The sequence below is a fragment of the Mesorhizobium sp. M0862 genome, from assembly GCF_040319795.1.
GTDB lineage: Bacteria > Pseudomonadota > Alphaproteobacteria > Rhizobiales > Rhizobiaceae > Mesorhizobium.
Genome location: NZ_JAMYOJ010000006.1, coordinates 137,359 through 150,365 on the forward strand (window position 1 = coordinate 137,359; position 13,007 = coordinate 150,365).

Below are 13,007 nucleotides of genomic sequence, written 5' to 3' on the forward strand. Positions count from 1 at the left end.
TTTCTCTAGGATCTTGAAAAGGCCGGCTTCTGCTTGGCCTTGAAGGCGCTCACGCCGGCTTTGAGGTCGCCGGTCAGCGCAACGAAGCCGCTGGCGAGCGCCTCGGTGGCGGCCGCACTTTCCTCGCCTTCGGCGACCGCAATCATCAGCTTGGCGGCTTCGGTTGCGAGCGGCCCGCGCCCGGCGATTTTTTCGGCCCAAGTCCTGGCCTCTGCCAGCGCCTGGCCGGTCTCGACCACGCGGTCAACGACGCCGAGGGCAAGCGCGTCGGAGGCGGCAAAGAGCTCGCCGCCGAGTGCCATGCGGCGCACGATCTGCGCACCAAAGCGGCGCACGGCGCGCTGCGTGCCGGACCAACCGGGGACGACGCCGATCGATGTCTCGGGGAAGCCGAGCTTCACCTGCGTTTCGGCGACACGGAAGTCGCAGGCGACCGCCAGCTCCAGCCCGCCACCCAGCGCATGGCCGGAAAGCACCGCGATGGTCGGCTGCCGCAGCCGCGCCAGTCGGTCGAAGACACGGTGCCCGTAGCGCACCCATTGCACCTGAAAGTCGGCAGCGCTCATTTGTGCCCAGGCCTCGACGTCGCCGCCGGCGCAAAAGCCTTTGCCTTCGCCACGGATCAGCACGACGCGCACGTCTTCAGCCATTTCGGCCTCGTCGAGCGTTGCCTCGAGCGCGCGCAGCATCGGAATGTCCAACGCATTGAACTTTTCCGCCCGGCGCAGCGTGACGATGCCGATGGCGCCGTCCTGTTCGAAGGTGACGAGGCGCTCAGCCATGCGCGCCTCCGAGCGAAGCGCCGCCATTGAGCGACAGGCCGATCGGCCGATCCTGGTACAGCGCCGCCGGTGTCACCTTGAGGTCGTTGGCGACGCCGAGCGGTGTTTCGGACTGAGCCAACACATCGCGCTCGAGGTCGACGCCCGGCGCAAGTTCCGTCACCATCAGGCCGTCCGGCGTCAGCTTCATCACGCAACGCTCGGTGACGTAGGTGATGTCCTGGCCTTGAGCGACGGCGCGCTTGCCGGAGAAGGAGATGTGTTCGACCTCGTTGACGACCTTCTTGACCTTGCCTTCCGCGTCGATGCGGATGCCGCCATCGGCGAGCGAAAGCTTGGCGCCGGCATTGAACAAGCCGGAGAAGACGATCTTTTTCGCCCGTGCCGTGATGTCGACAAAGCCGCCGGCCCCGGCGGTGACATGTGGCCGGGCCGAGAGTTTCGACACGTTGACGGAGCCATGGCGGTCGATCTGCAAGAAGGAGAGCAGCGAGGCATCGAAGCCGCCGGCCTGGAAATAGATGAACTGGTGCGGCGAGGGCATGATCGCCTCGGCGTTGGAAGCGCAGCCGAACTTGAAGTCGAGCAGCGGCACGCCGCCGACCGCGCCCTGCTCGATCACCCAGGTGACCTTGCCGTGCTGGCCTTCCTCGAGAAGGATACGCGGCACATTGGCCGAGATGCCGAAGCCGATATTGACGGCCATGCCATCGCGCAACTCCATGGCGACGCGGCGCGCGATTACTTTCTGGACGTTCATCTCGGCGTTGCGAAAGCTTGACAGCGGGCGGAAGATCTCGCCCGAAATCGCCGGGTCGTAAGGAGTCAGCGTCGTCTGCAACTGGTCCGGCGCCACCACGATGTGGTCGACCAGGACGCCGGGCACGCGCACGTCATGCGGCTTCAGCGTGCCGTTCTCGACGACCCGCTTGACCTGCGCAATGACGATGCCGCCATTGTTGCGCGCGGCGAGCGCCTGTTCGAGGCCGCCGAGATAGGCGCCTTCATGTTCATAGGTCAGGTTGCCGCGCTCGTCGGCGGTGGTGGCGCGGATGATCGAAATGTCAGGCACGATCGAGCGGAAATAGAGCCATTCCTCGCCGTCGAACTGCTGCACCGAGACGATCGGCTCGCTTGCCGCCGCGTTCATGGCGCAGCCCTGGTGGCGCGGGTCGGCAAAAGTGTCGAGGCCGACCTTGGTCAGCACGCCCGGCCGCTTGGCGGCGGCCTCGCGGTGCATGTCGAACAGGATGCCGGAGGGCACGTTGTAGGCGGCGACCGAATTGTCGCCGATCATCTTCCATATCTGCGGCGGCTCGGACGAGGAGGGGCCTGAGGGATAGGAGCCGCAGAGCGTGCGCTTCAACAAGCCGGGCTTGGCCAGATGGTCGATGCCCTTGATGCCATACATGTCGCCGGCGGCGATCGGATGCAGCGTGGTGATGTCTTTCGGATGGCCTTCGGCGTCGAAGCGCTCGCCGATGGCAGCCAGGACGGCGTCAGGGCAGCCAAGGCCGCTCGACGACGAGACGGAGACGGTCATGCCGTCCTTGATGAGGCTTGCTGCTTCAGCGGCGGAGACGAGCTTGCTCACACGACACCTTTCGGATCGATAGTGACGGCCTTGCCGGACTTTGCCGACTGCAACGCTGCTTCGGCTGAGGCCAGCGACCAGACGCCGTCCTCGCCGGTGGCGGAGGGCTGGCCTTCTCCACGCATGGCGGCATGGAACTGGCGCAGCGACCTGGCGTAGAGGTCTTCTCGGTCTAAGCTCAGTTCTTCCTCGCCTTTGGCGGTGCGTAGCAGCACCGAGCCGACTGGCTTCTGCGTCATCACATTTTTTGCGATCAGCGAACCTTCGGAACCATGCACCTCAAAGCCGGTATCGGCGAACTTGGTTGTGAAGCCTTCATGCGACTGGGCGATGATGCCCGACCCGAAGCGCCAGATGCACATGGCGCCGTCTTCCAGCCCGCTGCTGGCCATGCCGGCCAACTGGGTGAAGGCGGAGACCTCGACCGGGTCGTCGCCGAGCACGAAGCGCAGCGTGTCGGCATCATGCACGGTGATGTCGAGCACCACGCCGCCGCCGGCCTCAGGCTTGGTAATGCGCCAGCCCTGCAGGTTTTCCGGCAAATAGACGGAATGGAAGACGCGCGCGGCAATCGGCTTGCCGATGCGGCCGGCTGATATGGCGTCGCGCATGGCGCGGTGGGCGCCGGCATTGCGCAGATGATGGTTGGTGCCAAGCACCACGCCGGCTTCCTTGGCGGCGGCGACCATGGTGCGCGCGTCAGTGCTGGTCAGCGCAAGTGGCTTTTCGCATAGGACATGCTTTCCCGCCTTGATCGCGGCCAGCGCCTGTTCGAGATGCAGTTCATTGGTGGTCGAGATGTAGACGACGTCGATGTCGGCGCCGAGCAAATCGTCAAGCGTCGAGACGGCGAGAGGAATGTTGTTTTCTGCGGCATAGGTCTTGGCGCGCTCCGGGTTGGAGCTCATCACCGCTGATATCTCGCCATCCTTTTGTGCGCGGATGGCGTTGATCATGAACTGTTTGGCGATCGTGCTGGCGCCGATCAATCCCCATCTGACGCTCATGCCGCGTCTCCCATTCCTGCTGATGTGTCCTGGGCGCGGCGATCGGGACCGCAGCTGTCCCTGACGACCAGATTGACCGCGCCGATATGGTCCTCGGCATGGGTGATGCGCGACTGGATCATCTTCAGCATGACGTGAGCGGCGCGTTCACCGAGGCCGGGTGTGTCGACCGAGACGCTGGTCAGCGCCGGCATATAATGCTCGGCTTCGACCACGTCGTCGAAGCCGACGACGGCAAAGTCCGCGCCGGGCTCCAGCCCGCGCTTGCGCAGCGCCAGCATGACGCCGAAGGCGACGGCGTCGTTGAAGCACAGTGCCGCCGTCGGCGGCTCGGCCATGGCAAGGGCGGTTTCCAGGCACGCGATGCCGCTCCTGCGGCTGGTCTCGCCTTCGACGACAAGCACGTCGCGCCTGGGGATGCCCAATGTTTCGCAAGCTTCACGAAAACCGCCCAGGCGCTCCTGATAGACGACCAGGTCGGAGGTGCCGCCGAAGAAGGCCAGCCGGCGATGGCCCTTGCCGATCAGATGGGCGGCGGCGAGATACGCGCCGCGATGGTTGTCAGGAGCGATCACCGGGATGCGGCTGTCCGGCAGGCGGCGCATGGCGAAGACGACCGGCACGCCCGCCATCTCGAGGCGACGGAAGGCGCCCGGCGTGGTGCCGCGTGCCGGTGACACGATCAGGCCTGCGACGCCCTGTTCCATCAGCGACTTCAGCACTTCTTCCTGGCGCACCGGGTTCTCCGCCGTGTTGGCGATGAAGGGCACTATGCCGGCCGACTGGAAGACGCGCTCCATGCCGACCGCCAGCTCGGCGAAAAAGGGGTTGGTGAGATCGTTGATGACCATGCCGATGACGTTGGAATGGGCTTTGCGCAGATTGGCGGCGCCGCGGTTGTAGACATAGCCGACATCCTCGATCGCCTTGCGAACCTTGACCGCGGTTTCAGGCCGGATCAGCCCTGAGCCTTGCAGCACAAGCGACACCGTCGATTTGGACACACCAGCCTCGCGGGCGATGTCCAGGATCGTTGCCTTGGCCCGGCTGGCCATGTCGGTGGTTTCCTCCGCCTAAATGGGCAAATCTATTGGAACGTTCTAACCACTCTGCCAAACGAGAGTCAATCAGGATTCTTGCGGAGATCGAAAAGGTGATGAATGCGGTTCCCAGCAAGGACTCTTAGCCTTCTTCGGCAGTTGGACCGGTTCAATCGCCGGAATCATAAAGGTGCTTGATTTATTGGAACGTTCCATTTACAGGATGCCGAAAACGGAGGTTGCCATGGATATCACCCTGCCTACGCAGAATGGCGGCCGCGTCAGCTACAAGCTCGCGGGCAGTCCGGTCGAGCCCGTAATCGGTGCGGTTTTCCCGCGCATCGCCTATGCCGCGGCCCATGTCGTCGCCGACCCTTTCGCGATGACCGACCCCTGGTCGAAGCCTGCGGTCGACTGGGACAAGACGATGGCGTTTCGGCATCATTTGTGGCGGCTTGGCTTCCGCATCGCCGAGGCGATGGACACCTCCCAGCGCGGCATGGGTTTCGACTGGGCGAATGCGCAGGAATTGATCCGCCGCTCGATCGCCGAGGCGCGCAGCGTCGAAGGCGCAGACCTCGCCTCGGGCGCCGGCACCGATCATCTGGCGCCGGCCAATTCGAGATCACTCGAAGATGTGATCGCCGCCTATGAGCAGCAGTTCGCTTTCATTGAAGGCGAGGGCGGCAAGGCGATCATGATGGCCAGCCGGGCGCTGGCAGCGGTCGCAAAGGGTCCGGACGACTATATCAGGGTCTACGATCGCATCCTCAGCCAGGCATCCGGCAAGGTCATCCTGCACTGGCTGGGCGACATGTTCGATCCTGCACTGAAAGGTTATTGGGGCAGCGGCAATTTCGAGGCCGCGCTCGACACCGTCGTCGCCATCATCGAGCGCCATGCCGGCAAGGTCGAGGGGATAAAGATTTCCCTGCTCGATGCCGGCAAGGAAGTTGCCTTGCGCAACCGGTTGCCGGAAGGCGTCGTCATGTTCACCGGCGACGATTTCAACTATCCCGAACTGATTGCCGGCGACGGGAAGCGGCACTCGCACGCCTTGCTCGGCATATTCGACGCCATCGCGCCGGTCGCCAGTGCGGCGCTCGCGAAACTGGCTGACGGCGACCGCGCCGGCTTTGACGCGCTGATGGCGCCGACAGTGCCGTTGTCGCGCAAGATCTTCGAGGCGCCGACGGAGTATTACAAGGCCGCCATCGTCTTCATGGCCTGGCTCAACGGCCATCAGGACCATTTCGCCATGGTCGGCGGCATGCAGTCGGCGCGCGGCATCCTGCACTATGCCGACATCTTCCGCCTTGCCGACCAGGCAGGGTTGCTCGCCGATCCCGAGCTTGCGCTGGCCAGGATGAAGCATTTCTGCGCGGTTGCAGGTGCCTGAGAACGACACAATCGCTGGCTGAAACCTGTCCCCCGTATGGGGATTTGCGTTCTCGCGCCAAATCTGTATTCGGTTGCCGGGATTGGATGCGGACGGAGCGGCAATGACGGAAAAAGTGGCGCTCATCACCGGTGTAACCGGGCAGGACGGGGCCTATCTCGCAGAATTGCTTCTGCAGAAGGGCTATATTGTCCATGGCGTCAAACGCCGCTCGTCCTCGTTCAACACCGAGCGCGTTGACGACATCTATGTCGATCCGCACGAGCGCGGTGCGCGTTTCTTCCTGCATTATGGTGACCTGACCGACGCCACCAACCTTATTCGCCTGGTGCAGGAGACACAGCCCGGCGAGATCTACAATCTCGGCGCCCAGAGTCATGTCCAGGTGAGTTTCGAGACGCCGGAATACACCGGCAATGCCGATGCGCTGGGAGCACTCAGGCTGCTCGAGGCGATCCGCATCCTGCGCCTGGAGAAGTCGGTGCGCTTCTATCAGGCCTCGACGTCGGCGCTTTATGGCAAGGCGCGCGAGGTCCCGCAAAGCGAGACCACGCCCTTTCATCCGCGCTCGCCCTATGCCGCGGCCAAGCTTTACGCCTACTGGATCACGGTCAATTACCGCGAGGCTTACGGCGTGTTCGCCGCCAACGGCATCCTGTTCAATCACGAAAGCCCGACACGCGGCGAGACCTTCGTCACTCGCAAGATCACACGGGCCGTCGCCTCGATTCATCATGGCCTGCAGGACACGCTCTATCTCGGCAACATCGATGCCAAGCGTGACTGGGGCCATGCGCGCGACTATGTAGAGGGCATGTGGCGCATTCTGCAGCACAGCGAAGCCGATGACTTCGTGCTGGCGACCGGCGAGGCGCATTCCGTGCGCGAATTCGTCGAACTGGCTTTTGCCGAGACCGGACGCAGCATCCGCTGGCAAGGCGAGGGTGTCGATGAAGTCGGTGTCGATGCCGGTTCGGGCACTGTCCTGGTCCGTATCGATCCGCGCTATTTCCGGCCGACCGAGGTCGATCTGCTGCTCGGTGACCCCGCCAAGGCCAAGGCAAGACTCGGCTGGTCGCACACGACCGGCTTCAGGGATCTGGTGACGGAAATGGTGCAGGCCGATCTGGCACGCGCGGCCGGCGGCACGCGGCAGAACAGCCGTTCTGCGTGAGGCAGGCCGATGGACGCGACATTTGAACTGAAGGGCAAGCGTGTCTTCGTCGCCGGGCATCGTGGCATGGTCGGTTCGGCCGTCGTGCGCCGGCTGGCGAGCGAGGACTGCGAGATACTCACCATATCGCGCGACAAGCTCGACCTGCTCGACCAGGCGGGGGTGCGGCGCTGGATGGCCGACCACAGGCCGGATGCGGTGGTGATGGCGGCCGCCAAAGTCGGCGGTATCCTGGCCAATGACCGGTTCCCTGTCGATTTCCTGCAGCAAAACCTGGTTATGCAGGGCAATGTCATTGACGGCGCCTTTCGCAGCGAGGTCGGCAAGCTTTTGTTTCTCGGCTCGTCCTGCATCTATCCAAAGCTCGCGCCGCAGCCGATCAGGGAAGACGCGCTGCTGACCGGTCCGCTCGAACCCACCAATGAATGGTATGCGATCGCCAAGATCGCCGGGCTCAAACTGTGCCAGGCCTATCGGCGCCAGCATGGCGTCGACTACATCTCGGCGATGCCGGCCAACCTTTATGGTCCTGGCGACAATTTCGACCTGCAGAGCAGCCATGTCGTACCGGCGCTGATGCGCAAGGCGCATGCGCTGGCGCTGAGCGGTGGCAGCAGCCTGGAGGTCTGGGGCTCGGGCACGCCGCGGCGTGAATTCCTGCATGTCGACGACGCCGCCGATGCCTTGGTCTGGCTGTTGAAGAATTATGCCGGCGACGGCCACGTCAATGTCGGCTCGGGAGAGGATGTCACCATTGCCGAGCTTGCCCAGACCGTCGCATCGGTCGTCGGCGTCGAGGCTGATATCGCCTTCGATACGACCAAGCCAGACGGCACGCCGCGCAAGTTGATGGATGTTTCGCGGCTGTTTGCGACGGGATGGCGCCCCCGCTACGCGCTTCGCGGTGGATTGGAACAGACATATGCGTGGTTTCTCAACCATGTTGAGAAGGGTGATGTCCGCCTCGGCGCGGCCTGATTCCAATTTTCCTTGAACCATTTCGCTGCCGCCCGCGACCAAGCGGTGTGTAGCAAACACGGTCCATCAAGGAGAACGTCAATGTTTATCACTTCAAGAAACGTCTTTCTCGCCGCCATCGCGGTTTCGGTGCTGGCAGGGTGTCAGACGGCACCGCCGAGGGAATGCGAGAAGACCAAGCCCGGTGTCACCTACAACGGCAAATGCTGCGGCATCGGCACACCGTGCCGTGAAGGCAACAACACCCCTCATGACAAGCCCGACAGGCCCGATCCGCGGCCACAGTGATCCGCGAGCCAGAAACGTCCCGGCACGTGCCGGGACGTTTCGTCCCCCGACAGGGTGGATTTACGGTCGGAAGGCCGCTACCCGGTTCCTTGCTGGCCGGCATTTTAATACGAAACGGGACGGCGGGGCAGTAGACGATGCGGTCGCGCAGATCGCGCGAAAACTTCCCGCCGGATCTGTACTTCAAGGGGCTGTTCGACTGTTCGAAGGGAAGGTCCCGGAGAAACTCAGATTTCGCTTTCCGTCGATGCGAAGGATGCTACTAAAAAAAATTCGAGATGCTCTTGAACTCATTTGGGGCGCCTCCTAATTCGATTTCCGCCAAGGCCATAAGGCTCGGCAAAAAATGGCGGCGCCGCACGGGGCGGCGTCCTTGTACCCATGTTGCTTCAAGGAGGATGTGGCTATGAGAACCTTTGATACCCTCTATCGGACCACCGTCGGTTTCGACCGGCTTTTCGACATGCTCGACAGCGGCACGCGTCCGGACTGGCCGCCCTATAACATCGAGAAGGTCGACGAGAACGATTACCGTATCTCGATGGCCATCGCAGGCTTCAGCCAAGATGAGGTTGAGCTGACCCAGCATGGACCCGAACTGGTCGTGGTAGGCCAGAAAGCTGATGATCAGAGCGGACGCCAGCTGCTGCACCAGGGCATTGCCTACCGCAGTTTCAGGCAGACGTTCAAGCTTGCCGACCACATGAAGATCAAGGCAGCCAAACTGGAGAATGGCCTCCTCTCGATCGACATTGTCCGCGAGATTCCCGAAGAGCTGAAGCCGCGCCGCATCAGCATCGGCGTGGGCGACACGCCAACGGCCGCCACTCAGATCACGCAAGACACGGACCGCGCGCGTAAAGCCGCGTAATCCTGTCGATCTGTCACACTTTGAACTGCGGGTCCGCCTCCCGGTTCCGGCCGGGAGGCTGTGATTGCGGAGAAACGAAGATGATCACTGCAGGACCTACTGGCGCGCCTCTGTCGCGCGCCTGCAGTTGGCCTGGACCGCGCAAACCATGAAACTCAATGGTTCGTTCGATTTGGAGGATCATATGAACGATCGGATGTTTGACAGCGCCGTTTTCGTGAAAAGCGGCGACAACCTTGTTCAGGAAATCACGTGTCTCGAGGACGCTCTGGAGTTCCTCTATGAATGGCCGAAGGACAGGCGCGGCCCCATTCACCAAACCGCATTGCGGGCCTGCCAGCGAGCTTTCGATAGCGATTATCCGCTTTCCGCAGCCAGAGACGCGTTCAGCGGTTTTGCGAAAGCAGCCAGAATCCTTGAGGAAGTATCCACGACAATGCCGTGGATGATGGGCAGAGGTGGCGAAGGCGGAGGAGTGACTGCCTAAAGCGCGTCGCGAAACGGATTCATGCGACACGCTTTAAGTCTTTGTTTTGATGCATGTCGTTGTCCCAGAACGGCGGCATACTTCTGGGTGACATGCATTAGGAAAGGAGGTCATGATGCTATCGAAACCTTTTGAAAAGCCAGTCCGGGTGTGGGTGGGATTGGGCTTTCCCCGCCAACTCAACACGGTCGCAGATGCCTATCAATTCGCAGCCGAATGGTGTGGCAACAGCCCGGAGCAGAGAGCTGCTATTCGCGCTTGCAAAGCCGCTCTGATTGGTGATGTGGAACCCGAGACAGCACGAGGCGTCTTCGTCGCGTTCGCTCGCAAGAAGGATATTCTTATGGAGGACGGCATCGAGCCTGCGCCTTCAAGGACGCTAAGCCCGCACCACGTCTAAAGCGCGTCGCGTTTGAACGGACTCAGACGACGCGCTTTAGGTCTTTGTTTTTATGCATGTCGTCGTCTCAAAACCGGGGCCACTTTTGAGCGCCATGCATTAGAATGTCCACAAACACGAGGCGGCTGCCACAAGCGGTGGCCGCCTTACCGGCTAAGTCGTCGAAGGGGTGCGCCAAAAACGGGCTTGGCTAAGTTATTGAAAGGATGGTGGGCGTGACAGGGATTGAACCTGTGACCCCTGCAATGTCAATGCAGTGCTCTCCCGCTGAGCTACACGCCCATCCGAAGCCGCGCATACACCATTTTTGGTCCAGCGCGTCAATAGCCGGAAAGGGAAAGAAAGGCTCGTTTTGTCGCGCCGCCGACGAAGCGGCGAGATCACACTGTGCGTGCTTCAGGCGGCCTGCAGCATTTTTTCGACCTCGTTGACGAGATCGCGCAGGTGGAAGGGCTTGGACAGCACCTTGGCGTCTTTCGGCGCCTTGGAATCGGGGTTGAGCGCGACGGCCGCGAAACCGGTGATGAACATCACCTTCAGGTCGGGATCGATCTCGGTGGCGCGGCGGGCGAGTTCGATGCCGTCCATCTCCGGCATGACGATATCGGTCAGCAGCAGGGAGAAAGGTTCTTCGCGCAGCCGCTCGTAGGCGCTGGCGCCATTGTCAAAATCGCTGACGTGGTAGCCGGCCCGCTCCAGTGCCTTGACCAGGAACCGGCGCATGTCGTCGTCGTCTTCCGCCAGCAGAATGCGTGCCATCTTGTCCCGTCCGAATCACCCCAGCCAAGCCTGCCGTCCGGCAAGCCCGTTAACCATCCTGTATATGAGGAGCTGACGGTAAACATCAAGTGAACGTTGGCGGCATTAATCCTGATTTGACGGGGTTCCTGACATGCCGAAATGCTGGACATGCGGCCGATGAGGTGGCAGTTTCCCATCATGATGCATTGCTGTTTCCGGGTTCGTTCAAATTGACGACGGCAGCCGAAGATTTTTCGGTCGTTCCACCCTTCGAAATCCGATCGGGCGCCGAGCAGCGCGTTCCCTTCGTCTTCAACTCACCGCATAGCGGCCGCTATTATCCAGACCGCTTCCTGGCCATGGCGCGGCTCGACCGGAACGCCATCCGCCGCTCCGAGGATTGCTATGTCGACGAGCTGTTCGGCAGCGCGGTGGCGCTGGGCGCGCCGATGCTGGCGGCGAATTTTCCGCGCGCCTATCTCGACGTCAACCGCGAACCCTGGGAACTCGACCCGCGCATGTTCGCCGAGCCGGTGCCGTCCTTCTGCAACATCCGCTCGGCGCGCGTCGCCGGCGGGCTCGGCACCGTGCCCAAGCTGGTGGGCGAGGGGCTCGACATCTATTCCGGCCGTCTGCCGCTGGCGGAGGCCGTCCAGCGCATAGAGGTGGTCTACAAACCCTATCACGAGACGCTGAAGCGGCTTTTGACCAGAACCCATGCCAGGTTCGGCTATGCCGTGCTGATCGACTGCCATTCGATGCCGGCGAGCATCAGGGTGGGCGACAGCGGCCTGCGGCCGGATTTCATCGTCGGCGACCGTTTCGGCATCTCGGCCACGGCGGCCCTGACCGAGACGGCGATCGGCCTGCTCATCGGCATGGGCTACACCGTCGCGCACAACAAACCCTATGCAGGCGGCTTCATCACCGAGCATTACGGCCGGCCGGCGCGCCATCTGCATGCGCTGCAGATCGAGGTCAATCGCGGCCTCTACATGAATGAGCGGACGTTCCAGAAATCGGCCGGCTTCGATGCGCTGGGCGACGATATGGCGCGCTTTTCGGCCGACCTGATGGCGATGCCCGACCACCACTTCGTCGACCTGCCGCTGGCCGCCGAATGACGCCGGAGCGGCGGCTGTTCATGCAATCCCGCGCTGGCCATCCCGCAGCGTAAAAAAAGACCGCATCGTTTGCACGACACGGTCGAAGTCTAGGGAGGAAACGCCCAAGGAGGGCATGGACAGGAAAACCTGTCCGAGAACAAATTTATTGTGCGATGCACAAATGTCAATCGATCCCACGCTTTTTTAATTCACTCTGATGTGAAAATGCGTTTCGATGGTCCCGATGTGTGACATTTCAGCAACGCTGATGTCTCTGATAAATCGATAAACCGGCTTGTTTTGGCGGGAAAGTGCCGGCAGACCGGGTTGGCACTCTGTAATGCGGGAGAATCACGTGGACATCAGCATCGATTTCATGCGCCGGATCGCGCAAGCAGCGGCGGCTGAAACCTTGCCGCGTTTCCGCGCACAGGGCGCCGTGGCCAACAAGGAAAAAGGCAGTTTCGACCCGGTCACCGAGGCCGACCGCGAGGCCGAGCGCGCCATTCGGGCGCTGATCTCGGCTGAGTATCCCGATCACGGTATCCTTGGCGAAGAACATGGCAGCGAAAACATCTCCTCAAGGCATGTCTGGGTGATCGATCCGATCGATGGTACCCGCGCCTTCATCTCAGGCCTGCCGGTGTGGGGAACGCTGGTCGGGTTGACGGTCGACGGTGACGCCGTCGCCGGCATGATGGCGCAGCCGTTCACCGGCGAGCTGTTCTACGCCAACGCTTCCGGCTCCCACTACGAAGGCCCCGGTGGGCCGCGGAAGCTGTCGACCCGCAAGAGGACGAAGCTTGACGAGGCGACCTTGTTCACCACCACGCCGGCGCTTTTCAAGGGCGAGGCGCGCACCCGCTACGACGCGTTCGAGGAACAGATCCAGCTCGCCCGCTACGGCGCCGATTGCTACGCCTTTGCCATGATTGCCTCGGGCAGCGTCGACATCGTCGCCGATCCCGGATTGAAACCCTACGACATCGTGGCGCTGATCCCGATCATCGAAAAGGCCGGCGGCGTCGTCACCACATTCGAGGGCGGTCCGGCGGAAAAGGGCGGCGACATCCTGGCCGCCGCAACGCCGGAGCTTCATGCGGCTGCAATGGCAGCCCTGCGGGGCTGATAGTCGACCCG

At 62.3% G+C, this 13,007-nt stretch carries 14 protein-coding genes and 1 tRNA gene; 9 read left to right on the forward strand and 6 right to left on the reverse strand.

Going from position 1 to position 13,007, the window contains the following annotated elements:
* Window positions 1–5: 5 nt before the first annotated feature.
* The 4 genes from NKI15_RS11490 to NKI15_RS11505 are packed head-to-tail and all read right to left on the reverse strand — an operon-like array spanning window position 6 to window position 4,438.
* Window positions 6–782 (reverse strand): enoyl-CoA hydratase/isomerase family protein, encoded by a 777-nt coding sequence (locus NKI15_RS11490; protein ID WP_023707598.1) that lies wholly within the window; start codon window positions 780–782, stop codon window positions 6–8.
* On the reverse strand, window positions 775–2,376 hold the full coding sequence (locus tag NKI15_RS11495) for an acyl CoA:acetate/3-ketoacid CoA transferase (RefSeq protein WP_023707599.1): 1,602 nt from the start codon (window positions 2,374–2,376) through the stop codon (window positions 775–777). Before NKI15_RS11495 ends, NKI15_RS11490 begins: the two co-directional genes overlap by 8 nt.
* Window positions 2,373–3,383 carry a Gfo/Idh/MocA family protein gene (locus tag NKI15_RS11500; RefSeq protein WP_023704030.1) on the reverse strand — a complete coding sequence of 337 codons (1,011 nt, stop codon included), beginning with the start codon at window positions 3,381–3,383 and terminating at the stop codon, window positions 2,373–2,375. Before NKI15_RS11500 ends, NKI15_RS11495 begins: the two co-directional genes overlap by 4 nt.
* Entirely contained in the window at window positions 3,380–4,438 is a 1,059-nt protein-coding gene (locus tag NKI15_RS11505) for a LacI family DNA-binding transcriptional regulator (protein ID WP_023704029.1), read from the reverse strand. Before NKI15_RS11505 ends, NKI15_RS11500 begins: the two co-directional genes overlap by 4 nt.
* Window positions 4,439–4,667: 229 nt before the next feature.
* Here NKI15_RS11505 and NKI15_RS11510 point away from each other — a divergent pair, with 229 nt between their 5' ends.
* The 7 genes from NKI15_RS11510 (at window position 4,668) to NKI15_RS11540 (ending at window position 10,020) form a co-directional block, all read left to right on the forward strand.
* Window positions 4,668–5,822: a dihydrodipicolinate synthase family protein gene (locus NKI15_RS11510; protein ID WP_023704028.1), complete on the forward strand. Its 1,155-nt coding sequence runs from the start codon at window positions 4,668–4,670 to the stop codon at window positions 5,820–5,822.
* A 103-nt stretch (window positions 5,823–5,925) separates the two neighbouring features.
* Entirely contained in the window at window positions 5,926–6,996 is a 1,071-nt protein-coding gene (gene gmd / locus NKI15_RS11515; protein WP_352886113.1) for a GDP-mannose 4,6-dehydratase, read from the forward strand.
* A gap of 9 nt (window positions 6,997–7,005) precedes the next feature.
* Window positions 7,006–7,974: a GDP-L-fucose synthase gene (gene fcl, locus NKI15_RS11520; RefSeq protein WP_023704026.1), complete on the forward strand. Its 969-nt coding sequence runs from the start codon at window positions 7,006–7,008 to the stop codon at window positions 7,972–7,974.
* Window positions 7,975–8,055: 81 nt separating this feature from the next.
* Entirely contained in the window at window positions 8,056–8,262 is a 207-nt protein-coding gene (locus NKI15_RS11525) for a hypothetical protein (RefSeq protein ID WP_023686425.1), read from the forward strand.
* Window positions 8,263–8,668: 406 nt separating this feature from the next.
* Window positions 8,669–9,133 (forward strand): Hsp20 family protein, encoded by a 465-nt coding sequence (locus tag NKI15_RS11530; RefSeq protein ID WP_023671192.1) that lies wholly within the window; start codon window positions 8,669–8,671, stop codon window positions 9,131–9,133.
* A 64-nt stretch (window positions 9,134–9,197) separates the two neighbouring features.
* Window positions 9,198–9,620, forward strand: a complete 423-nt coding sequence (locus tag NKI15_RS11535; RefSeq protein WP_348524465.1) for a DUF982 domain-containing protein — start codon at window positions 9,198–9,200, stop codon at window positions 9,618–9,620.
* A gap of 112 nt (window positions 9,621–9,732) precedes the next feature.
* Window positions 9,733–10,020, forward strand: coding sequence for a DUF982 domain-containing protein (locus tag NKI15_RS11540; protein ID WP_245260022.1), 288 nt, complete (start codon window positions 9,733–9,735; stop codon window positions 10,018–10,020).
* Window positions 10,021–10,227: 207 nt separating this feature from the next.
* Here the strand turns inward: NKI15_RS11540 and NKI15_RS11545 are convergent.
* Window positions 10,228–10,302, reverse strand: a tRNA-Val gene (locus NKI15_RS11545).
* A gap of 114 nt (window positions 10,303–10,416) precedes the next feature.
* Entirely contained in the window at window positions 10,417–10,779 is a 363-nt protein-coding gene (cpdR, locus tag NKI15_RS11550) for a cell cycle two-component system response regulator CpdR (protein ID WP_023671195.1), read from the reverse strand.
* A gap of 164 nt (window positions 10,780–10,943) precedes the next feature.
* On the opposite strand from cpdR, the gene NKI15_RS11555 reads away from it, so the two are divergent.
* On the forward strand, window positions 10,944–11,885 hold the full coding sequence (locus tag NKI15_RS11555) for an N-formylglutamate amidohydrolase (RefSeq protein WP_023747131.1): 942 nt from the start codon (window positions 10,944–10,946) through the stop codon (window positions 11,883–11,885).
* Window positions 11,886–12,222: 337 nt separating this feature from the next.
* Window positions 12,223–12,996: a histidinol-phosphatase gene (gene hisN / locus NKI15_RS11560; RefSeq protein ID WP_023683233.1), complete on the forward strand. Its 774-nt coding sequence runs from the start codon at window positions 12,223–12,225 to the stop codon at window positions 12,994–12,996.
* The last annotated feature ends 11 nt before the right edge of the window (window positions 12,997–13,007 follow it).

Coding starts and splice junctions, on each gene's coding strand:
- fcl (WP_023704026.1), top strand. CDS start 7,006: ATGGACGCGACATTTGAACTGAAGGGCAAGCGTGTCTTCGTCGCCGGG.
- NKI15_RS11500 (WP_023704030.1), bottom strand. CDS start 3,383: ATGAGCGTCAGATGGGGATTGATCGGCGCCAGCACGATCGCCAAACAG.
- NKI15_RS11505 (WP_023704029.1), bottom strand. CDS start 4,438: ATGGCCAGCCGGGCCAAGGCAACGATCCTGGACATCGCCCGCGAGGCT.
- gmd (WP_352886113.1), top strand. CDS start 5,926: ATGACGGAAAAAGTGGCGCTCATCACCGGTGTAACCGGGCAGGACGGG.
- NKI15_RS11490 (WP_023707598.1), bottom strand. CDS start 782: ATGGCTGAGCGCCTCGTCACCTTCGAACAGGACGGCGCCATCGGCATC.
- NKI15_RS11540 (WP_245260022.1), top strand. CDS start 9,733: ATGATGCTATCGAAACCTTTTGAAAAGCCAGTCCGGGTGTGGGTGGGA.
- NKI15_RS11510 (WP_023704028.1), top strand. CDS start 4,668: ATGGATATCACCCTGCCTACGCAGAATGGCGGCCGCGTCAGCTACAAG.
- NKI15_RS11530 (WP_023671192.1), top strand. CDS start 8,669: ATGAGAACCTTTGATACCCTCTATCGGACCACCGTCGGTTTCGACCGG.
- cpdR (WP_023671195.1), bottom strand. CDS start 10,779: ATGGCACGCATTCTGCTGGCGGAAGACGACGACGACATGCGCCGGTTC.
- NKI15_RS11525 (WP_023686425.1), top strand. CDS start 8,056: ATGTTTATCACTTCAAGAAACGTCTTTCTCGCCGCCATCGCGGTTTCG.